The 22,295-nt window shown below is 55.4% G+C and carries 20 protein-coding genes; 7 read left to right on the forward strand and 13 right to left on the reverse strand.

Annotated features, from left to right (window positions below; genetic code table 11):
• Positions 1-918 carry an ABC transporter substrate-binding protein gene (locus LOC22_RS02960; RefSeq protein WP_045141686.1) on the reverse strand — a complete coding sequence of 306 codons (918 nt, stop codon included), beginning with the start codon at positions 916-918 and terminating at the stop codon, positions 1-3.
• Between the two features lie 136 nt (positions 919-1,054).
• Positions 1,055-3,352: a beta-glucosidase BglX gene (gene bglX / locus LOC22_RS02965; protein ID WP_149500569.1), complete on the reverse strand. Its 2,298-nt coding sequence runs from the start codon at positions 3,350-3,352 to the stop codon at positions 1,055-1,057.
• A 189-nt stretch (positions 3,353-3,541) separates the two neighbouring features.
• On the opposite strand from bglX, the gene dld reads away from it, so the two are divergent.
• On the forward strand, positions 3,542-5,299 hold the full coding sequence (gene dld / locus LOC22_RS02970; RefSeq protein WP_015572331.1) for a D-lactate dehydrogenase: 1,758 nt from the start codon (positions 3,542-3,544) through the stop codon (positions 5,297-5,299).
• 102 nt (positions 5,300-5,401) lie between these two features.
• Positions 5,402-5,956: a GNAT family N-acetyltransferase gene (locus LOC22_RS02975; protein WP_039270357.1), complete on the forward strand. Its 555-nt coding sequence runs from the start codon at positions 5,402-5,404 to the stop codon at positions 5,954-5,956.
• 105 nt (positions 5,957-6,061) lie between these two features.
• On the opposite strand, the gene pbpG is transcribed toward LOC22_RS02975, so the two are convergent.
• Complete coding sequence (gene pbpG, locus LOC22_RS02980) at positions 6,062-6,985, reverse strand: D-alanyl-D-alanine endopeptidase (RefSeq protein ID WP_015572329.1); 924 nt, start codon at positions 6,983-6,985, stop codon at positions 6,062-6,064.
• Positions 6,986-7,152: 167 nt separating this feature from the next.
• Positions 7,153-7,740: a Yip1 family protein gene (locus tag LOC22_RS02985; protein ID WP_003859296.1), complete on the reverse strand. Its 588-nt coding sequence runs from the start codon at positions 7,738-7,740 to the stop codon at positions 7,153-7,155.
• Between the two features lie 157 nt (positions 7,741-7,897).
• On the opposite strand from LOC22_RS02985, the gene LOC22_RS02990 reads away from it, so the two are divergent.
• A complete protein-coding gene (locus LOC22_RS02990) occupies positions 7,898-8,470 on the forward strand; it encodes a DedA family protein (RefSeq protein WP_015572327.1) in 573 nt (190 codons plus the stop codon).
• A gap of 77 nt (positions 8,471-8,547) precedes the next feature.
• Here the strand turns inward: LOC22_RS02990 and LOC22_RS02995 are convergent, their stop codons facing one another.
• The 3 genes from LOC22_RS02995 to dusC all read right to left on the reverse strand — a co-directional run bounded on the left by LOC22_RS02995 (position 8,548) and on the right by dusC (position 12,048).
• Positions 8,548-9,312, reverse strand: coding sequence for an SDR family oxidoreductase (locus LOC22_RS02995; protein WP_023295053.1), 765 nt, complete (start codon positions 9,310-9,312; stop codon positions 8,548-8,550).
• 50 nt (positions 9,313-9,362) lie between these two features.
• On the reverse strand, positions 9,363-10,781 hold the full coding sequence (gene mdtQ, locus LOC22_RS03000; protein WP_026080616.1) for a multidrug resistance outer membrane protein MdtQ: 1,419 nt from the start codon (positions 10,779-10,781) through the stop codon (positions 9,363-9,365).
• Positions 10,782-11,112: 331 nt separating this feature from the next.
• Positions 11,113-12,048 (reverse strand): tRNA dihydrouridine(16) synthase DusC, encoded by a 936-nt coding sequence (gene dusC, locus LOC22_RS03005; protein WP_015572323.1) that lies wholly within the window; start codon positions 12,046-12,048, stop codon positions 11,113-11,115.
• 168 nt (positions 12,049-12,216) lie between these two features.
• On the opposite strand from dusC, the gene LOC22_RS03010 reads away from it, so the two are divergent.
• From LOC22_RS03010 to sanA, 4 genes are all read left to right on the forward strand, one after another.
• Positions 12,217-12,612: a CidA/LrgA family protein gene (locus LOC22_RS03010; RefSeq protein ID WP_003859308.1), complete on the forward strand. Its 396-nt coding sequence runs from the start codon at positions 12,217-12,219 to the stop codon at positions 12,610-12,612.
• The gene (locus tag LOC22_RS03015) at positions 12,609-13,304 is read left to right on the forward strand and encodes a CidB/LrgB family autolysis modulator (protein ID WP_015572322.1); all 696 of its coding nucleotides are present in this window, start codon (positions 12,609-12,611) and stop codon (positions 13,302-13,304) included. The genes LOC22_RS03010 and LOC22_RS03015 overlap by 4 nt, the downstream gene beginning before the upstream one ends.
• Before the next feature lie 128 nt (positions 13,305-13,432).
• Positions 13,433-14,317, forward strand: a complete 885-nt coding sequence (gene cdd / locus LOC22_RS03020; protein ID WP_017383380.1) for a cytidine deaminase — start codon at positions 13,433-13,435, stop codon at positions 14,315-14,317.
• Positions 14,318-14,444: 127 nt separating this feature from the next.
• Positions 14,445-15,155, forward strand: a complete 711-nt coding sequence (sanA, locus tag LOC22_RS03025) for an outer membrane permeability protein SanA (protein ID WP_017383381.1) — start codon at positions 14,445-14,447, stop codon at positions 15,153-15,155.
• 126 nt (positions 15,156-15,281) lie between these two features.
• Here sanA and mglC read toward each other — a convergent pair whose 3' ends face one another.
• From mglC to folE, 6 genes are all read right to left on the reverse strand, one after another.
• Positions 15,282-16,292: a galactose/methyl galactoside ABC transporter permease MglC gene (gene mglC, locus LOC22_RS03030; RefSeq protein ID WP_003859318.1), complete on the reverse strand. Its 1,011-nt coding sequence runs from the start codon at positions 16,290-16,292 to the stop codon at positions 15,282-15,284.
• Positions 16,293-16,307: 15 nt separating this feature from the next.
• Complete coding sequence (gene mglA, locus LOC22_RS03035; protein ID WP_003859320.1) at positions 16,308-17,828, reverse strand: galactose/methyl galactoside ABC transporter ATP-binding protein MglA; 1,521 nt, start codon at positions 17,826-17,828, stop codon at positions 16,308-16,310.
• A 79-nt stretch (positions 17,829-17,907) separates the two neighbouring features.
• Positions 17,908-18,906 (reverse strand): galactose/glucose ABC transporter substrate-binding protein MglB, encoded by a 999-nt coding sequence (gene mglB, locus LOC22_RS03040; RefSeq protein WP_017383382.1) that lies wholly within the window; start codon positions 18,904-18,906, stop codon positions 17,908-17,910.
• 295 nt (positions 18,907-19,201) lie between these two features.
• Entirely contained in the window at positions 19,202-20,224 is a 1,023-nt protein-coding gene (galS, locus tag LOC22_RS03045) for an HTH-type transcriptional regulator GalS (protein ID WP_003859324.1), read from the reverse strand.
• Between the two features lie 155 nt (positions 20,225-20,379).
• A complete protein-coding gene (yeiB, locus tag LOC22_RS03050) occupies positions 20,380-21,537 on the reverse strand; it encodes a DUF418 domain-containing protein YeiB (protein ID WP_048247085.1) in 1,158 nt (385 codons plus the stop codon).
• Between the two features lie 18 nt (positions 21,538-21,555).
• Entirely contained in the window at positions 21,556-22,224 is a 669-nt protein-coding gene (gene folE, locus LOC22_RS03055) for a GTP cyclohydrolase I FolE (RefSeq protein WP_015572317.1), read from the reverse strand.
• Positions 22,225-22,295 lie beyond the last annotated feature (71 nt).

Raw genomic sequence — 22,295 nt, forward strand, 5'->3', positions numbered from 1 at the left:
TTACTTCACAAGCCCTTGTTGTTTCAGGAAGTCGGCAGCCACCTTTTTGGCATCCAGCCCCTCAACGGCAATGCTGGCATTCAGCTGTTGCAGCGTTTTCGCATCCAGTTTTTCAAACACCGGTTTGAGCCATTCCGCAATATCCGGGTAGGCTTTCAGCACCGCCTCGCGCACGACCGGGGTTGGGGCGTAAATGGGCTGAACGCCTTTCGGGTCGGTCAGGGTTTGCAGACCAAGCGCCGCGACCGGGCCGTCGGTGCCGTAGGCCATCGCCGCGTTGACGCCGGAGGTTTGCTGCGCCGCCGCCTTAATGGTCACCGCCGTGTCGCCGCCCGCCAGCGAGAGCAGCTGAGACTGTTCGAGCTTGAAATCATAGGCTTTTTCAAACGCTGGCAGGGCATCAGCGCGCTCGATAAACTCTGCCGAGGCCGCGAGCTTAAACTCGCCCTTCTCTTTCAGGTAGCGGCTGAGATCGTCAAGCGAGGTGAGCTTGCCTTTCTCGGCAATATCTTTACGCACCGCGATGGTCCAGGTGTTGTTGGCCGGTGCCGGCGTAAGCCAGACCAGCTTATTTTTTTCCGCGTCAAGCTTTTTGACTTTTTCGTACCCGGCTTTGGCATTTTTCCAGGCCGGATCGTTTTCATCCTTGAAGAAGAATGCCCCGTTGCCGGTGTATTCCGGGTAGATATCCAGCTCGCCGGACGTGATGGCACCGCGTACGACAGGTGTGGTGCCAAGCTGTACTTTATTGACCGTTTTCACGCCGTGGCTTTCGAGTACCTGCAAAATGATATTGCCGAGCAACGCGCCCTCGGTATCAATTTTGGAACCCACCTTAACCGGCTCTGCGGCCTGTAGCGGCAGGCTTAGCGCCGCCAGAAGCACCGCCGATCCTGTTATCCCCTTAATAATCGTCATTCTGCTTTCCTCATTATTTTGTGGCCTTTTTCATAGGCTTGAGACAAAAGCGTAGCTTAAAACAGCGAATTTAACCGTTTTTCGTACAAGATGAGAGGCATCCCCCGCCAGGCGGGGGATGGGGAGGAAGGTAAGATTATTGCAGCTCGAATTCGGCTTTGTTCACGCGGGCGGAATCCACGCCAATGAAGACGTTGAATTTGCCAGGCTCGGCATCGTATTTCATCTGCTGGTTCCAGAACTTCAGCGCATTCACGTCAATCGGGAAGCTGACCGTTCTGGTTTCGCCCGGTTTCAGGTTGACCTTCTCGAAGCCGCGCAGCTGTTTCACCGGACGGCTCATTGAGGCCGTGACATCCTGAATGTACATCTGGATCACCGTCGCGCCTTCGCGTTTGCCGCTGTTGGTCACCTCCACGCTGGCGGTCACTTTGCCGTCATGCTTCAGGGTCGGCGCCGACATTTTCACGTCAGACACCTTGAAGGTGGTGTAGCTCAGGCCATAGCCAAACGGATACAGCGGGCCGTTCGCCTCATCGAAATAACGAGACGTGTACTTGTTCGGCTTGTCAGCGTTATACGGACGACCAGTGTTCAGGTGGCTGTAGTAAACCGGGATCTGCCCGACGGAGCGCGGGAAGGACATCGGCAGCTTGCCGGACGGGTTGTAATCGCCAAACAGCACGTCGGCAATGGCGTTACCGCCTTCGGTACCGGCGAACCAGGTTTCCAGAATAGCGTCAGCCTGCTGGTCTTCTTTCACCAGCGCCAGCGGACGCCCGTTCATCAGCACCAGCACCAGCGGCTTGCCGGTGGCTTTCAGGGCCGCGATCAGATCGCGCTGGCTTTGCGGGATGGTGATGTCGGTCCGGCTGGAGGCTTCGTGCGCCATCCCCTGCGCTTCACCCACCACCGCGACCACCACGTCGGACTGCTTCGCGGCGTTAACCGCTTCGTCAATCATCTCTTTCGGCGTGCGCGGATCCACCTTCACCGCTTCCTCGTACTGGTTGAGGAAGGTGACGATGTCTTTATCGTCGGTGACGTTCGCGCCTTTGGCGTAAACCACTTTTGCGTTATCACCCACGGCGCTCTTGATACCGGTCAGCACGGTCACGGACTGGTCGGCCACGCCCGCGGCAGACCAGCTGCCCATGACGTCACGCTTGCTGTCGGCCAGCGGGCCGACCACGGCAATGGTGCCGGATTTTTTCAGCGGCAGCGTCTCGAGACGGTTTTTCAGCAGCACCAGGCTTTCGCGCGCTACTTCCCGGGCTTCTTTACGGTGCAGACGGCTTTCGGCGTTAGTGTCCGCCGGGTCTGACTCTTTTGGCCCCAGATGGCTGTACGGATCGTTAAACAGCCCCATGTCATATTTCACGTTCAGCACGTGGCGGGCGGCGTCGTCCAGCTCTGCCATCGTCACTTTGCCGCTCTTCACCAGCCCCGGCAGGTATTTGCTGTAGTACTCATCGCTCATGCTCATGTTGATTCCGGACTTGAGCGCCACGCGTACCGCGTCTTCCGGGTCAGACGCCGTGCCGTGTTTGATCAGCTCTTTAATCGCGCCGTGGTCAGAGACGGTAATGCCCTTAAAGCCCCACTGGTCGCGCAGCACGTCTTTCAGCAGCCACGAATCGGAGGTGGCAGGCGTGCCGTTGAGAGAGTTCAGCGCTACCATCACCGCGCCGCTCCCCGCGTCCAGCCCTGCCTTGTATGGCGGCATGTAGTCGTTAAACAGGCGCTGTGGGCTCATGTCGACGGTGTTGTACTCTTTACCGCCCTCCACCGCGCCATAGGCGGCGAAGTGCTTGACGCTGGTCATGACCGAGTAACGATCTGCCGGGCTTTTGCCCTGCATCGCTTCCACCATGGTTTTGCCCATCGTGGCGGTTAAATACGTGTCTTCACCGAAGCCCTCCGAAGCGCGGCCCCAGCGCGGATCGCGGGAGACGTCAACCATCGGCGCCCAGGTCATATTCAGGCCGTCGTCTGCGGCTTCATATGCCGAAACGCGCCCGACGGTTTTCACCGCATCAAGATTAAAAGAGGAGGCTAAGCCGAGGCTAATCGGGAAGACGGTACGCTGGCCGTGCACCACGTCATAAGCGAAGAACAGTGGAATTTTCAGGCGGCTCAGCTCCATCACCTGATCCTGCATCTTGCGGATATCCTGGCGGGTAACGGTGTTAAAAATGGCCCCTACCTGCCCGTCTTTGATCATCTCGCGAATGGCTTCTTTCGGGTTATCCGGACCGACGCTGATCAGGCGCAGCTGGCCGATTTTCTCATCGACCGTCATCTTTTTGAGTAAATCCGTGACAAAGGCGTCGCGGGCTTCGGGCGTGAGCGGGTGATTACCAAACAAATCCTCTGCCAGCGCAGGTTGCAGCGCCAGGCTGACGGCGACACCTACAGAACATAGCCATTTCATGTTGTTATTCTCTCTCATCAATAACCGCGGGAAGCACCCGGCCAGACCGTGCGAAAAGCGCAGTGTGCCATAAAGCCTGAAAACCTTGCAGGGTTATTCTCTGATTTTTCTCATGAATACCCGACCGCTCAACGGCTAATCGCGCTATGCTTTACAGCGAGAAATTTGCCCCACCACAAGGAGTGGAAGATGTCTTCTGTTCGAACTGACGATAACACTACATTTATTAACGAACTGTCTCGCCTGGTTGGTCACTCTCACCTGCTTACCGACCCGGCCAAAACCGCCCGCTATCGGAAGGGCTTTCGCTCCGGCCAGGGCGACGCGCTGGCGGTAGTCTTCCCCGGTACGTTGCTCGAACTGTGGCGCGTGCTCAGCGCCTGCGTTGCGGCAGACAAGATTATTTTAATGCAGGCTGCGAATACCGGCCTGACCGAAGGCTCCACGCCGAACGGCAACGATTACGATCGTGACATCGTGATTATCAGCACCCTACGCCTCGACAAACTGCACCTGCTGGACAAGGGCGAACAGGTGCTCGCCTTCCCCGGCACCACGCTTTACTCGCTGGAAAAAGCGCTTAAGCCGCTGGGACGCGAACCGCACTCGGTGATCGGCTCATCGTGCATTGGCGCCTCGGTGATCGGCGGGATCTGCAATAACTCCGGCGGCTCGCTGGTGCAGCGCGGCCCGGCTTACACGGAAATGTCGCTGTTCGCCCGTATCGATGAAAACGGCAAGCTGACGCTGGTTAACCATCTGGGGATCGATCTGGGCGTAACGCCTGAACAGATCCTCAGCAAACTCGACGATGACCGCGTGAAGGACGAAGACGTTCAGCACGATGGCCGTCACGCGCATGACCACGATTACATCACCCGCGTGCGCGATATCAATGCCGATACGCCGGCGCGCTATAACGCCGATCCGGATCGCCTGTTTGAATCCTCCGGCTGCGCGGGCAAGCTGGCCGTTTTTGCGGTGCGCCTCGATACCTTCCCGGCAGAGAAAAAGCAGCAGGTGTTTTACATCGGCACCAATCAGCCGGAGGTGCTGACGGAGATCCGTCGTCATATTCTGGCCGAGTTCACTCACCTGCCGGTGGCGGGCGAGTATATGCACCGGGACATTTACGACATCGCCGAGCGCTACGGCAAAGATACCTTCCTGATGATCGACAAGCTCGGCACCGACAAAATGCCGTTCTTCTTCACTATGAAGGGCCGCACCGACGCGATGCTGGAGAAAGTATCGTTGTTCAAACCGCACTTCACCGACCGCTTTATGCAGAAGCTGGGTAACGTCTTCCCGGCGCATTTACCGGAGCGGATGAAGACCTGGCGCGACAAGTATGAGCACCATCTGCTGCTGAAAATGGCCGGGGACGGAATTGCCGAAGCGCAGAGCTGGCTCACCGAATTCTTCAAAACCGCCGACGGGGATTTCTTTGCCTGTACGCCGGAAGAAGGCAGCAAAGCCTTCCTGCACCGCTTCGCCGCGGCGGGTGCTGCCATCCGTTATCAGGCGGTGCATTCCGAAGAGGTGGAGGATATTCTGGCGCTGGATATCGCCCTGCGTCGCAACGATACCGAGTGGTTTGAACATCTGCCGCCGGAGATCGACAGCAAGCTGGTGCATAAGCTCTATTACGGCCACTTTATGTGCTATGTCTTCCATCAGGATTACATCGTCAAAAAAGGGGTTGATGCACACGCGCTGAAAGAACAGATGCTGGCGCTGCTGCACGAGCGTGGCGCGCAATATCCTGCCGAGCACAACGTAGGACACCTGTACAAAGCGCCGGAGACGCTTAAACAGTTTTATCGCAAAAATGACCCTACAAACAGTATGAACCCGGGCATTGGTAAGACAACGCGGAAGAAATACTGGAAAGAGAGTGCCGAAACAGAGGAACACAATACGCAAGCCTCTGATGAACTCTTATAGCCAAATTTAAGAGATTGTTAAGCCCTCCTCAAACGTACTAGAGTATCTGCCTGTTGCCAGAGAAACGTTTCTCTGGCTTTCCAAACAAGGAGCGGGCAGAACATGTCGGCTGTAGAAACTTTCCCCGAAACTGAAATCGAGGTGCGCGACGCCCTTCCTGACGATGCGCATGCCATCTCGGCGATATACGCCTGGCATGTGCTTCATGGCCGTGCGTCCTTCGAGGAAGTTCCCCCCACTGTCGATGAAATGCGTCAGCGGATGAAGAGCGTGACCGACAGCGGTTTACCGTGGCTGGTTGCGCTGTATCGCGGCATTGTTGTCGGCTACTGCTACGCCACGTTTTATCGTCCACGCCAGGCCTACCGGTACACCCTTGAGGAATCCATCTATGTGGATGCCAGCACTACCGGGCGCGGGTTTGGCTCGGCCTTACTCCAGGCACTGATCGCCCGTTGTGAACAAGGACCCTGGCGGCAGATGATTGCCGTGGTTGGTGACGGAAACAATAATGCGGGATCGTTACGGCTGCATAAAAAACATGGCTTCGAGGTTGTCGGTCAACTGCGCAGCGTGGGGTATAAGAAGGGCGACTGGCGGGATACGTTGATCATGCAGCGTCCACTCAACGATGGTGACTGGACGCTGCCGGAGTAGGCGCTTTCGCCCGGTGGCGCTTCGCTTACCGGGCCTACGTATCGGGGCCGCTTTAGGGCCGTAGGCCGGGTAAGGCGAAGCCGCCACCCGGCACAGACAGGCGGCTCAGTCGTTCTGCGCCGTCGCCATCTGTTCCGCTTTCTGCTTTTTATACGCCAGCGCTGAAGCCGGCACCGGCTGCACTTTCCCGGTTTCAATCCAGGTGCGCAGGCGGCTGGCGTCCGCAAAGTGGGTATATTTGCCGAAGGCATCCATCACCACCAGCGCCACTGGCTTACCGTTAAACACGGTGCGCATCACCAGGCAGTGCCCTGCCGCATTAGTGAATCCGGTCTTGGTTAACTGAATATTCCAGTTATCGCGATACACCAGATGGTTAGTGTTGCGGAACGGCAGCGTATACGCCGGGTTCGAGAATGTCGCCATCTCCTCACGCGTGGTACTGAGCTGACCGATCAGCGGGTATTGCTTACTGGCGATCAGCAGCTTGGTTAAATCACGCGCCGTCGAGACGTTATGAATCGACAGACCGGTTGGCTCTACGAAATGGGTATTTTTCATCCCCAGCGCTTTGGCTTTGGCGTTCATCGCGCGGATAAACGCGTCGTAACCACCAGGATAATGGTGGGCAAGGCTTGCCGCCGCGCGGTTCTCAGAGGACATCAGCGCCAGCAGCAGCATATTTTTACGGCTGATTTCACTGTTCAGACGCACGCGAGAGTAGATCCCTTTCATCTCTGGCGTGTGGCTGATATCCACCTTCAGCTTTTCGTCCAGCGGCAGTCGTGCATCAAGCACCACCATCGCGGTCATGACTTTGGTTATGGAAGCGATCGGGCGCACCAGATCCGGATGACTGGCGTAGATCACCTTGTTGGTATTCAGGTCAACGATCATCGCGCTGCCGGACGCAATCTGGGGTTGCGCAGCAGCGGTGGCGACTGCGGTCGTTTTGGCGATGGCTGGCGCGGTAGCGGAGACGCCCAGCAGCAGCGCAAGACTAAGGAGTGACACTCGAAATTTCAGCATGATGAGACTTCTGATAATGATTCACGCACGTTATGACGTACACCGCCTGTGTCAACGGATAAACACAGGCTGGCTTCGGCATCATAGCGATCACCGTGCGTTGTCGCCAGCGGAGAATCATAACCAGATGCTGCATTGCTGGCATTTACGCCAGCAATGCAGGGAACTTAAAAGAGACGGTATCCATAACCCCAAAGAATAACTGTCAGGGCCAGTAGCGCCTCAAGGACCAGTACGCCGATGGCAAGCGTAGAGCTGGAGAAGCTCAGGCCCTCTTCTTTATTGATATTGAGGAAGGTTGGCACCCCTACATACAGCAGATAACCGGTGTAAAAGAGGGCAACCGTACCGATCAGCGCGCACAGCCAGACCAGTGGATAGAGCGCGACAATACCGCTTAAAAACAGCGGGGTCGCGACGTATCCGGCGAAGACCATACAGTGTGCCAGCGACGGGCGCTGCGGATAGTTGCGCGCCATCCAGTGGATGACCCGCCCCATCACCGCCACCCCGGCCAGCATCAGGCCATAAAACAGAATGGCCAGGTACAGTCCGGTAAACCAGGAAAGCTGAACCACGGTGCCGTCACCAAAGTTCCAGCCTATCTGCGTAGTACCAATAAACGCGCAGACCACCGGCACCGCTGCCATCAGCAGGACATGGTGGGTATAGTGATGCGCGACCGTTTCGTTCTCGTTACGGATCACCTGCATTTCACGATCGGGATGGGAGAAAAGTCCCCAGACATGGTTCATAACGCCCCCTTGTTGTCGGCCCGTCAGCGATAGCTTAAGTATAATGCAGGCTTTAGATTATTTTATGTACAGTGGGAAATTTCCGTTGATTGCCGCGCGGTTGATGGATGGGGTATATGATTAACGCAGGCACAGTAAGGGAGATGACGTTTACGTAATGGATATCAACGGTCTTATTGAACAATATGGATACGCCGCGCTGGTGATCGGCAGCGTCGCGGAAGGCGAAACCATCACGCTGCTGGGCGGGGTGGCCGCACATCAGGGATTGCTGAAATTCTCGCTGGTGGTCGCCGCCGTCGCGTTGGGCGGTATGATTGGCGATCAGCTGCTCTACTTTCTGGGGCTGCGCTTTGGCCCAACGCTTTTGCAACGTTTTGCTAAGCATCAAAAGAAAATTCGCCGTGCTCAGCGGCTTATCCAGCGACGTCCCTGGCTGTTTGTGATTGGTACCCGCTTTATGTACGGCTTTCGCATCATCGGGCCAATACTGATTGGCGCGAGCCGCTTACCGCCGAAAATCTTCCTGCCGCTGAACATTCTCGGGGCGATTGCCTGGGCGCTGATTTTCACCACGCTTGGCTACGTGGGTGGCGAAGTAATAGGTCCGTGGCTGCATAATCTCGATCAGCATCTTAAACACTGGGCCTGGTTGATCCTGGTTGTTGCAGTGGTGATTGTGGTACGGCTGTGGCTCAAGCATCGCGAAAAGCGGCGGGATGAAGAGTGAGTTCGGCCTGCTGCCCCTCACCCTACCCCTCTCCCCAAACGCTATACACCCTCTCCCCTTGGAGGTGAGGGGAATGCTTATTCCGCAGGCTTAAACTGCGGATTCGCCAGCATAAAACCGCCGTCGACGATAAACGACTGCCCGGTGGTGTAGCTGGCGTCGCTGTCACACAGCCACGCCACCAGGCTGGCAATTTCTTTGGTATGCCCTGGCCGTGCCAGCGGGATTTCCGGCATTGCGCCTTCTTTCACTTCGCTGTCGTCCATATCATTCATCGGCGTGGCGATCGCTCCGGGCGCAACGGCGTTCACCAGAATCTTATGTTTAACCAACTCCAGCGCCATCGACTTTGTTAACCCGCCCAGCGCATGTTTGGCCGCCGTATAGGCGCTGGCGTCCGGCAATGGCGTATGTTCATGCACCGAGGTGATATTCACGATCCGCCCCCCTTCCCCCTGCTTCACCATCTGACGCGCCGCGATTTGCGAGCAGAGAAACGCGCCGTCCACGTCAACGGTGAATATGTGCCGCCAGTCGTCAAACGACAGGTCCAGAAATGGCGCTTTATTCATCGCCCCGGCATTGTTAACCAGCACATCCAGCCGCCCGAAACGCGTAATCAGGGTTTCAATGGCCTTTGCGCCTTCCGGCAAATTGCTTAAGTCGAGATGAATGGCCTCGGCACGCTGCCCGCGCGCTTCAATTTCACGGCAGGTTGCCAGCGCCCCTTTCTCATCTGAATGCCAGGTTACTCCGACATCAAACCCGCGTTCGGCCAGCATCAGGGCCGTCGTTTTGCCAATTCCTGAATCCGATGCGGTAACAATTGCGACTCGCGTCATACTCACCTCCTGATAATCTGCAAAGAGGTAAGTATAGATAATGCGCAATGTTAGCCGTGATGATATCCGCCACCCAGCGCGGAGGTGAGCTGGAGCGTGGCATCCACGTACTGACCTTTCAGCATGAACCCGGTAATACGCTCTTTGAGCGCCGGAATTTTTGCTTCACTCACTCGGGAGCCGGCAATGATCCCGGCGCTGAAACGCGCCTGTGCCAGCGCAACGACGCGCGCCGCATCTTTTTCGATCTGCTGCTGGTGCTGATTTTTGGCGGTCAGCGTTTCCACTTCGCTGGCCGTCCGGGCAACCTGGTTTACGGCATCTACCACGGCCTTGTTGTAGTTCGCCACGGAGAGGTTGTTTTGCGCCTGGGCGATATCCAGGTTCGCATTCAACCGACCGCTGTCAAAAATTGGCAGCGTCAGCCCGGCGGTTACGCCCATTTGCTGCGCAGATGAGCGGAACAGGTCACTCAGGTGCAATGCATCCTGCTGCAAGAATGCCATCAAATTGATGTCAGGGTAGAACGCGGCTCTGGCGGCATCCACTTCGCTCATGGATGCTTCGATATACCAGTGCGCCTCCTGCAAATCCGGGCGCCGAGCCAGCAGTTCATAACCGAGCGTTGATGGCAACGACGCCTCTGCGTCAGGTAAGGCATGCCGGGCGAGCGTGACTGAAGGGGTATGGGTCAACGCATTCAGACGCGCCTCAATGACCTTCATTTTGCCGTGCACGTCAGCGAGCTGTTCATCGGTTTTGCTGGCATTGATATCCGTTTCAACGCCTTCCACCGAGGAGGTAATGCCGTGCTGATAAAGCTCGCGATCGGCACCGATGATATTTTCCTGCTCCCGTTTGATTTGCGCGAGTACGTCACCCACCGCGGCCTCGGTCTGCCAGTCCCAGTACAGCCGCGCGACGCTGCTGGCGAGCAGCTGGCGGGTCTGCTCCAGCTCCGCTTTTTGCGCATTCACCTGACCGATGCGGGCCTCAATTTGGGCGCGGTTTTTACCCCATAAATCCAGATCCCAACCCGCCGTCAGACCAAAGGTGCCGTTGGTGTACCAGGGGCCGGTTGTTCCCGCCGCCGGGTCGGTCAGCGCAAATGGCCCCATCAGCCCCTCTGCCGACATTTTTTGCCGTTCAACATCTGCGGAAAAATCCAGCTGTGGACCCTCAGCAGCGACAGCGGCTTTCGCCTGTGCTTCCGCCAGGGTAATACGCTGACGGGCAATTTGCATATCCGGCGCATCCGCCAGCGCTTTGTCGATCAGCGCGTTGAGCTGGGGGTCGTTAAAGTCTTTCCACCATTCGCTTTTTGGCCAGTCGGCATGACGCAGTTGGGTATTTACAGCTGCGGCGGCGGCTTGCGTTTTTACTGGAGACACCGTGGCATGTTCCGGCGCGCAGGCGGCCAGCATAAAAACAAGAGGAGCACTCAGAGATAAAGTAAGAGAACGTTTCATTACGCCATGAACTCAAAAAAATAAAGGCGCAACTTACGCTTACTGACGTTCCGTTTTTTAGTAACGCGTGGCAATCTGCATATTGTTATACATTTTCATATCCGGAAATTTATTCTCCAAGACAATGATTTAATTTCATGTATTCATGCTAATTATGAATTGGCTGCTACACTTACTTCGACAGACATACGCAGGAGAGGCGAATGAAAATATTATTGTGGGTTATTTTGATTATATTTCTGATAGGGCTGCTGGTGGTAACCGGCGTATTCAAGATGATTTTCTGATTCTGTTGCCCGGCTCCGCGCCGGGCAAACACTTCACAGTTCGCTCAGGATTTTGACTGGATCACCCGGGCAATATCCGCAGACGTCTGTAGGGTACGGATCTCCTGAAATAATCCCAGCGCGTCGTCGTACTCTTTACGCAAATAACTCAGCCACTGCTTAATGCGCGCGACGTGATACAAGCCGGTATCGCCCTGCTTTTCCAGCCGCGTGTATTTTTGCAGTAGTTTCACCACATCCGCCCACGGCATCCGCGGCTCATTATATTTCACCACCCGGCTGAGGTTCGGCACGTTCAGCGCACCGCGGCCAATCATCACGGCATTACAGCCGGTCTCTTTGAGGCAGGCCTGCGCGCTCTCATAATCCCAGATTTCGCCGTTGGCAATCACCGGGATCGTAAGCCGTTTGCGGATCTCGCCAATCGCCTGCCAGTTAATGCGCTCGGCTTTATAACCATCCTCTTTGGTTCGCCCGTGCACCACCAGCTCGGTGGCGCCCGCCTGCTGCACCGCGTCAGCAATTTCAAACTGCTTGTCGTCGCTGTCCCATCCCAGACGCACTTTGACCGTCACCGGCAGGTGCGATGGCACCGCCTCACGCATGGCCTTTGCGCCGCGATAAATCAGCTCCGGATCTTTAAGTAGCGTCGCCCCCCCGCCGCTGCCGTTGACCAGCTTTGACGGACAGCCGCAGTTAAGATCGACGCCGTACGAACCAAGCGCTACCGCGCGGGCGGCGTTTTCAGCCAGCCACTCAGGATACTGGCCGAGCAGCTGGACGCGCACCAGCGTACCGGACGGAGTGCGGCTCTGACGATGCAGTTCCGGGCAGAGACGATAAAATGATTTTTCTGGCAGCAACATATCGACCACGCGCAGAAACTCCGTCACGCAGAGATCGTAATCGTTCACCTCGGTAAGCAGCTCGCGCACGAGAGAGTCGAGCACACCTTCCATCGGGGCCAGTAAAACACGCATTCTGAGTACCTGTGAAAAAAGACGCGCTATAGTAGCTGCTCTCTATGTATGTTGAAAGCCCGGCGTTCCATTGCGGAATGTCTGGTATGCCCAAAATTCATGATGTGATCCGTGGCACATTTTCAGGTTTAATTGTATGATGAATACGTCTCAGCAAGGACTTTCACCATGAGCAAATCACTGAATACTATCTGGCAATACCTTCGCGCCTTCGTCCTCATTTATGCCTGCCTGTACGCCGGCATTTTTATCGCTTCGCTGCTGCCGATTACGATACCCGGCAGCATTATCGGCATGCTGATCCTGTTTGTGCTACTGGCATTACAGGTGCTGCCCGCGAAATGGGTTAATCCGGGGTGCTTCGTTCTCATTCGCTATATGGCCCTGCTTTTTGTGCCTATCGGCGTTGGGGTGATGCAGTATTACGATGTGCTTAAAGCGCAGTTCGGCCCGATTGTGGTCTCCTGCGCCATCAGTACGCTGGTGGTATTCCTGGTCGTCAGCTGGAGTTCACACATTGTGCATGGCGAACGCAAGGTCGTCGGGGAGAAAACAAAAAAATGATGGCGAATATCTGGTGGTCCCTGCCGTTAACCCTGGTGGTGTTCTTTGCTGCGCGTAAGCTTGCGGTGCGTTTCAAAATGCCGTTGCTCAATCCGCTGCTGGTCGCCATGGTGGTGATTATTCCTTTTCTGCTGCTCACCGGCATTCCTTATGAGCGTTACTTCGCCGGGAGCAAGATCCTCAACGATTTGTTGCAGCCTGCCGTGGTGGCGCTGGCGTTTCCTTTATATGAGCAACTGCATCAGATCCGCGCGCGCTGGAAATCCATCATTACCATCTGCTTTGTGGGTAGCCTTGTTGCGATGATCACCGGTACCTCGGTGGCCTTATTGATGGGCGCGTCGCCGCAGATCGCCGCCTCTATCCTGCCTAAATCCGTCACCACGCCGATTGCCATGGCCGTGGGCGGCAGCATCGGGGGCATTCCGGCCATCAGCGCCGTGTGCGTGATTTTCGTCGGTATCCTGGGCGCGGTGTTTGGTCATACGCTGCTGAATATCATGAAAATTCGGACCAAAGCGGCACGCGGTCTGGCGATGGGTACCGCCTCGCACGCGCTGGGCACCGCACGCTGCGCGGAACTGGATTATCAGGAAGGGGCATTCAGCTCGCTGGCGCTGGTGATCTGCGGGATTATCACTTCCCTGGTCGCGCCGTTTATCTTCCCGATTATTCTGGCAGTCATGGGCTAAAATTTGCGATGCGTCGCGCAAATTTCATTTTCATTTCATAAGTTGCACACATAATGAGATTTGGATCACATATAAAGGCCGTACGGCTCCGTACACTACCGATCCATTAACCTTGATGAGGCAACGTCATGCATCCACGTTTTCAAGCTGCTTTCTCTCAGCTTGCAGAGAATTTGCAATCAGCCCTGGCTCCGGTTCTGGCGGATGCGCATTTCCCCGCCCTGCTGACGGCAGATCAGGTCACGGCCCTTAAACAGGCAACGGGGCTGGACGAAGACGCGCTGGCTTTCGCCCTGCTGCCCCTTGCGGCTGCCTGCGCCCGCGCTGACCTTTCCCATTTTAACGTAGGCGCAATTGCGCGCGGCGTGAGCGGAACCTGGTACTTCGGCGGAAACATGGAGTTTCTTGGTGCGACCATGCAGCAAACCGTCCACGCGGAGCAGAGCGCCATCAGTCACGCCTGGCTGCGCGGCGAAAAAGCCCTGCGCGCCATCACCGTCAACTATACCCCTTGCGGCCACTGCCGCCAGTTTATGAATGAGCTGAACAGCGGTCTTGAACTGCGTATCAACCTGCCGGGACGCGCACCGCATACGCTGGGTGATTACCTGCCGGATGCTTTCGGCCCGAAAGATCTTGAGATCAAAACCCTGCTGATGGACGAGCAGGACCACGGTTATGCGCTCTCGGGAGATGAGCTGAGCGAAGCGGCCATTGCCGCCGCCAATAAAAGCCACACGCCATACAGCAAATCTCCAAGCGGCGTCGCCCTTCAGTGCCGCGACGGCCGCATCTTCACCGGCAGCTATGCAGAGAACGCCGCATTTAACCCGACGCTGCCTCCGCTCCAGGGTGCCCTGAACCTGCTTAGCCTGAACGGGTATGACTACCCGGATATTCAGCGCGCAATCCTGGCTGAAAAGGCCGATGCGCCGCTGATCCAGTGGGACGCGACCGCAGCCACGCTGAAAGCGCTGGGCTGTTCAACCATCGACCGCGTGCTGCTGGCATAATCTGTTCGGCGGGCAGAGTTGCCCGCCAGTCTGACGAAAAACCCCTCAGTTGAATCGCTGTTTCTTGCGCTAACCAGGCGGGTACAGTAGCCTGAGGGAAATTTCATCATCGGTACGAGCCATCTGCATGTTAAAGCGCGTGTTTTACAGCCTGTCTGTCCTGGTCGGCATACTGCTGTTGATCGTGCTGGGTCTCGACCGCTGGATGAGCTGGAAAACAGCCCCCTACATTTTTGATGACCTACAGGATCTCCCCTACCGTCAGGTTGGCGTGGTGCTTGGCACCGCCAAGTATTACCGCACTGGCGTCATAAATCAGTATTACCGGTATCGTATTCAGGGCGCGCTGAACGCCTATAACAGCGGCAAGGTGAACTATCTGCTGCTGAGCGGCGATAACGCGCTGCAAAGCTATAACGAGCCGGTGACGATGCGCAAAGATCTGATTGCCGCAGGCGTCGACCCGGCCGATATCGTGCTCGACTACGCCGGATTCCGCACGCTTGATTCCATCGTGCGTACCCGCAAGGTGTTCGACACCAATGATTTCATCATCATTACCCAGCGTTTCCACTGCGAGCGGGCGCTGTTTATCGCCCTGCATATGGGCATTCAGGCGCAGTGTTATGCGGTGCCATCGCCAAAGGATATGCTGAGCGTGCGCGTACGTGAGTTTGGCGCCCGTTTTGGCGCGCTGGCTGACCTGTACTTATTCAAACGTGAACCGCGCTTTTTAGGCCCGCTGGTGCCGATCCCAACGATGCACGAAGTGCCGGAGAATGCACAGGGTTACCCGGCGGTAACGCCAGAGCAGTTGCTGGAAATTCAGAAGAAGTAATAACTTTGTCGGGTGGCGGCTTCGCCTTACCCGACCTACGATCGCGATTTTGTAGGCCCGGTACGCGTCGCGCCACCGGGCAAAAAAAGGCCCGCTACGTGAGCGGGCCTTTTCATTCTGAAGATCTTACTTCTTACGCGCGTACTTCAGTGAATCCAGCGCAACCGCGAAGATGATGATGGCACCCTTGATGATGTACTGCCAGTACGGGTTCACGCCGATGTAGGTCAGGCCGTAGTTGATAACGGTGAAGATGATCACACCGGTCACCACGCCCAGCACGGTCCCCACGCCGCCGCTGAAGGAGACGCCGCCAACCACGCAGGCTGCAATCGCATCCAGTTCGTACATAAAGCCGAGGTTGTTGGTTGCAGAGCCGATACGGCCCGCTTCCAGCATCCCGCCGAAGGCGTAGAAGACCCCGGACAGGGCGTAAATCATCAGCAGGTTCAGAGCCACGTTGACCCCGGACACTTTCGCCGCTTCAGGGTTACCGCCGATAGCAAAGATGTTTTTACCGAAGCGGGTTTTGTTCCACAGGATCCAGACGAACGCCACCGCAATCAGCGCATAGAAGGTGATGTAGGAGAGACGGAAGCTGCCCAACGCAACAAACCCCTGCGTGAAGGTCGAGAAGCCGCTGTCGAAGCCAGAGATTGGAGACGCGCCGACGAAATCGTAGTACAGGGAGTTGATACCATAAACGATGATCATCGTGCCCAGCGTGGTGATGAATGGCGTCACGTTCAGGTAAGCAATGATGATGCCGTTAATCAGGCCAATTACCGCGCCGATGGCGCACACGATCAGGATCACCACGAAAATCGGCATGGTCGCCATCTCCGGGAACACCTTGTTGGCGTTTTCCATCGACTGCAACAGGGTCGCCGCAATGACCGCCGCCAGACCCACCTGGCGCCCTGCCGAAAGGTCAGTCCCCTGGGTAACGATAAGTCCCGCCACGCCAAGCGCGATAATAATACGGACGGAAGACTGGGTCAGAATGTTACTCAAGTTCAGCAGACTTAAGAACGTAGGGTCCTGGAAAATAATAATCGCCAGCAAGACTAAAAGAACAACGTAAATACCGCCTTCTTTCAGATAAGTGAGAAAACTTTTTTTATTTAACGCACTCATGAGGAGCCCCTGATCTTAAAGGTGCAAAGACGCAAGACGCAAAATTTCGTTTTGCGTTGTCGTTTTGGTTTCAACAATACCGGCAACGAGACCATTGCTCATAACCAGAATACGGTCTGTGATCCCTAACAATTCCGGCATTTCGGAAGAAATAATAATGATCCCTTTATCTTTTTTCGCCAGCTCGGCGATCAGCTGGTAGATCTCAAATTTTGCACCCACGTCGATACCGCGCGTAGGTTCATCCAGCATCAAAATTTCAGGCTGGGTTAATAGCCAGCGACCAATAATGACTTTCTGCTGGTTCCCTCCCGAGAGTGAGCCAATTTGCGTGCGGTGGCCCGGCGTTTTCACGCGCATGGAGTCAATCACCCACTGGGTATCGCTCTTCATGCGGGAATTATCCAGCAGCCCGACTTTGTTTTTGTAATTGCGAATATTAGAAATTAACGAGTTAAAGTTAATATCCAGATAAGCGTAAATACCGGTAGAACGACGCTCTTCCGTCACCAGCGCAAAGCCATTATTAATGGCTTCGTTGGCGTTGTGGTTGTTGATCTTCTTACCGTGCAGCGTAATGGTGCCTTCGGCTTTCTCACGGATACCAAACAGGGTTTCCACGATATCGGTGCGCTTGGCGCCCACCAGCCCTGCGATGCCAAGGATCTCCCCCTTGTGCAGATCGAAAGAGACATCGCGGATAGACGGCTGACGCAGCGAGGTCAGGTTACGCACCTCCAGAATCACTTCGCCTGGCTTGTTTTCTTTATCCGGGAAACGCTGGTTCAGAGAACGGCCAACCATCATGGCGATGATCTTGTCCATATCCAGCCCTTCCAGCGGCTGGGTGGCGATCCACTGGCCGTCGCGCAGGATGGTGATTTCATCGCACAGCTGAAAGATCTCTTCCATTTTATGTGAGATATAGACAATGCCGCAGCCGCGATCTTTCAGCTTACGAATAATGGTAAAAAGGTGGTTAACCTCTTTTTCCGTTAATGACGATGTCGGTTCATCCATGATCACGATTTTCGCATCATAGGAGAACGCTTTGGCAATTTCGATCATCTGCATCTGGGAAACGGATAATGTCCCGACGCGGGCGCGCGGGTCGATATCAATATCCAGCTCATCAAAAATGGCTTTGGTGTCGCGATACATTTTATCCTGATCGACAAAGACACCTTTGGTTGGATAACGGCCCAACCACATATTATCCATAACTGAACGTTGCAGAACCAGGTTTAATTCCTGGTGTACCATTGAGATACCGTTCTCCAGCGCTTCTTTCGCTGAATGGAAGTCGATCTCTTTTCCCTGAAAAAGAATGCTGCCAGAATCTTTTTGATAGATCCCAAAAAGGCATTTTAATAATGTTGATTTACCCGCCCCGTTTTCACCCATTAACGCATGAATAGAGTGAGGACGAACTTTTAAATTAACATTATCGAGCGCCTTAACACCGGGGAATGACTTGTTGACACCGGTCATTTCCAACAAATATTCACCGGACGACTGAGTAGTTGTGCTGACCATAATTATACCTTGTTGGCCTCGCATATCGCGTTATAAAAGGGCGCAACGAATTGCGCCCAGTGAAGACAATGCAGATAACTTATTTACCGATAAACTCAGCCAGGTTGGACTGGTCTACGCCCACGTAAGGAACGCGAACGATTTTGTTGTCAATTTTCCAGTTAGTCCCGTCAGCGGCGCCTTTACCGTCGGCCAGGTTTTTCGCCAGATCGAAGGTGGCTTTCGCCTGGTTGTTGGCATCGTTCAGCACGGTACCGGCCATTGCGCCAGATTTCACCAGCGCCAGCGCTTCTGGCAGGGCATCCACACCGAATACAGGAATGGCGGACTTGTTGTGTGCTTTCAGCGCTTCTACCGCACCCATTGCCATTGCATCGTTGTTGGCGATGACCACTTCAATTTTGTTGGCGTTAGGGCCGGACAGCCACGCGTCCATCTTATCTTTCGCCTGAGCGGTGTCCCACATTGCGGTGTCTAACGCCAGCTGCTGGGTTTTCAGGCCCTTGTCGTTCAGCTCTTTAATAACGTAGGTGGTACGTGCTTCAGCATCCGGATGGCCCGGTTCGCCTTTCAGCAGAACGAACTGAATCTGACCATCTTTGTTCAGATCCCAGTTCGGGTTCGCCGCCCAGTGTTTCGCAATCAGATCGCCCTGGATAATCCCGGACTCTTTGGAGTCGGTACCCACGTAATACGCTTTGTCGTAGCTGTCCAGCGCCTTACGGGAAGGTTCTTTGTTGAAGAAGACAATTGGCACGTTCTGGCCGCGCGCTTTCTCGATCACCGTGCCTGCCGCCGCCGGGTCAACCAGGTTAATAGCCAGCGCTTTCACGCCTTTTGCCAGAAGAACGTCAATCTGATCGTTCTGTTTGGACTGGTCATTCTGGGAGTCATTCATCAGCAGCTGCACGTCTGGCGCTGATTTAGCATCTTTTTCAATTGCTTTACGCACAACGGACATGAAGTTGTCGTCGTATTTATAGATAGTCACGCCAATACGGGTATCCGCTGCGTGCGCTGCTGCGCCAAAAAGCATGCTTGCCATGACAGCAGACAGAGTCAACACCTTCTTATTCATGGTATCTCCGGTTTTTTTTATGCAGGGTAGTTCTTGTGAAAAACGGTCGGCGGGCAGAAGTTAATAAAACGTTACTGATCGCCGAAGTTCACTTATAAAATGTCCAGCTTCCGTGTTCGGTAACGCTCCAGAAATGCGTTTTATTCGTTGTTTGAGGCATGCTGGTAACGGTAAAAGTGAATAATCACCGTTACATTGTGTTTCAGCCCCTAAAACGCTGACATCATAGACAGCGGCTTGTTAAGATACTGTGAATTTACTCACAGATTGAAAACGGTTACATCACGTGATGTTATCAGTTAGTGATCGGAGCCACAGTTTGTCGGATAGCGACCGAATGGCGGCGTACTAAAGTCGGCATAAAACAATGCGTTGCGTCAGGATCTAACAGCCCTGCCGCCCCCTGTAACGCCAGCTCTGTCGCCAGTTTCGCCATCGACGCAATGGGGTAACGCACCGTTGTCAGCTGCGGATCGGTGTAACGGGCAATCGGGATATCGTCAAAGCCGATCAGCGATAAATGCTGTGGCACCGCAATGCCGTTGTCTTTCAGCGCGGTAAGCGCACCTGCCGCCATGCTGTCGTTATAGGCAAACACGGCCGTCAGCTGAAGATTACGCCCCAGCAGTTCCACCATTGCCGCTTCACCGCCCTGCATGTCCGGCGAACCGGTACCTACCCAGCTTTCCAGCGGCGCAATGCCCTGCTCTTTCAGGGCGTTTTGCCAGCCCTCGCGGCGCATCATGTCGTCTTCAATACCGTGGCTGGAGGCCAGATAACCAATGCGCTGATGGCCGTTGCTGATGAGCATCCGCGTCGCCATCATCGCGCCGCTGATGTTATCCAGACCGACGCAGCGGTGCGCGTAGCCGGGGACGATACGGTTGATCAGTACCATGCCGGGGATCTGCTCCATAAACCCGGCCAGCTCTTCATCGCTCAGGGCTTTAGAGTGCACAATCAGGGCGTTACAGCGCTGGCGGATCAGTACCTCAATGGCATAACGCTCTTTTTCAGCCTCGTGATAGCTGTTGCCAATCAGCACATATTTCTGGTGCTGCTGGGCAACGACGTCCACCGCTTTGACCAGCGCGCCGAAGAAGGCGTCAGACACGTCCATCACCACTACGCCAATGGTATCGCTGACCTGCGTCGCCAGCGCCTGGGCATTAGCGTTTGGCCGGTACCCCAGCTGGGTCACGGCTTTCATTACGGTTTCACGCGTTTCAGGGCTGACCAGCGCACTGTTGTTCAGCACGCGGGAGACAGTAGCAACAGAAACACCCGCCTGGCGGGCGACGTCACGAATGGTGATCATATTCACCACCCTTTAAAGGATTGCAGCAACTCACAGACACCCCCTGTGTTTAGCAAGGTGGCTATTCTGGCAGCGAGAGAGAGGAGACTACGTGAAGAAGCTCACACAGATGAAAACGCTTACATCCGTTTTGTTAATGATTGTGATCCAGATCGTTATCTGGATGTATTACGCAATGACACGCCCGAAGCACGGACGGTTAACCGTCGCCATGCCCATTCCAGCGGCCCCTGGCGGAAAAAACGCAGCCAGATAACCGAAAACACCACGTTAACAATCCAGACCGGAATAACAAACGCCAGCAGCGTCAGGCGGTCGAATTTCATAAACAGGCCGAATCGGTAGAAAAGCGTGGTGCATATCAGCGTTTGCAGGATGTAATTGCTTAACGCCATCCGCCCAACGCAGGCCACCGCACTGACGATCCACAGGCGGGAAAGCTGGGGCCAGAAGCCGTAGATCAGCGCCGCATAGCCAATAGTCTGGAACGGCGCGCTCAGTTCGCGCGGCACCTGCAACAGGAATGCACACCAGCGGTAATCCCACTGAAGATGCCACTGCATCATCACCGCCGGGAGGTTGATGATCACGCCGAGCAGCACCAGCCCTGCTCCCGTACGACGATAGTGTCGCAGGCTAAATTCCCCTTTCAGCCAGCCGGTGCGCATCAGGGCTGCGCCCATCAGCATCATCCCCGCCAGTTGCCAGCCGTATTGCGCGCCCAGCGCCAGCAGATTATCGCCGAGCATATCGGCCCGGTTGCCTATCGCTTCCATGCCGCCTTTCAGCTTCCAGAACTGCTCATATTGCAGGTTGGCCGCATCCGGGATCCATGAACGACTGGTGGAAGCATCGGCAATCATGCCAAGCAGCAATAACACGGTCAGTCCCATGACATAGAGCATCACGCCGGTATTAAACAGGCTTTTCACACCGGGCGCGTCGCGGATCAGCCGCCAGCAAATCAGCCCCACCAGACCATACGCGAGCAGAATATCGCCGTCCCAGAACAGCAGCCCGTGAATAAAACCGAGGATAACCAGCAGCGTTAAACGCGACTGGATCCAGCGCGTACCGCGTTTAAGGAGAAGCTGAAGTCCCGCGCCAAACAGAAGCGCAAAGAGGGTCAGGAATTTAACCTGTGCAAAGAGATCGAGGATTGCCCACGTCCAGGCGTCGCTGCGCGTGATGTCGCCATACCACGCAGGATTCAGATAAGCGGCCTTCGGCAGACCGAAGGCGCTGATATTCAGCAGCAGGATACCGAGAATGGCGACGCCGCGAACAAAATCGAGCGTGACGTTTCGCTCCATGGTCCCTGCCCTGTCTGATTAGTTGTGGTGACGCACGGCGCGCAGGAACTCCTGGCGGGTGTTCTGGCTCGATTTGAACAGGCCACCCAGCGAAGTGGTGGTGGTTGCGCTGGTTGCATCACGCACGCCGCGCGCTTTCACGCAGTAGTGCACCGCGTCGATAGACACTGCCACGTTGTTAGTACCCAACAGAGTTTGCAGTGCGGTCAGGATCTGCTGCGTCAGACGCTCCTGCACCTGCGGACGCTGGGCAAAGAACTGCACGATGCGGTTGATCTTGGACAGGCCAATGACCGTATCTTTTGGAATATAGGCCACCGTCGCTTTACCATCGATGGTCACAAAGTGATGCTCGCAGGTGCTGGTCAGCGTGATATCGCGTACCGTCACCATCTCATCGACCTTCATCTTATTTTCAATGACGGTGATTTTCGGGAAGTTCGCGTAATCCAGGCCGGAGAAAATTTCGTCGACGTACATCTTCGCGATGCGGTGCGGCGTCTCCATCAGGCTGTCGTCGCTCAGATCGAGATTCAGCAGTTGCATGATCTCCGTCATATGGCCGGCGATCAGACTCTTGCGGGTATCATTGTCCAGCTCCTGCACGGGCGGGCGCAGTGGCGTTTCAAGACCGCGCGCAACCAGCGCTTCATGGACAAGGGCTGCTTCTTTACTGAGTGATGACATTCTTTTCTCCTGCAGGTGTGGCGTCTTTTGCCCTCGTTGTGGCAAAAGTGTGCGCTCATTGTGCGTGAGGC

It is taken from the genome of Enterobacter sp. AN-K1 (genome assembly GCF_020971765.1).
Lineage (GTDB): Bacteria > Pseudomonadota > Gammaproteobacteria > Enterobacterales > Enterobacteriaceae > Enterobacter > Enterobacter hormaechei_C.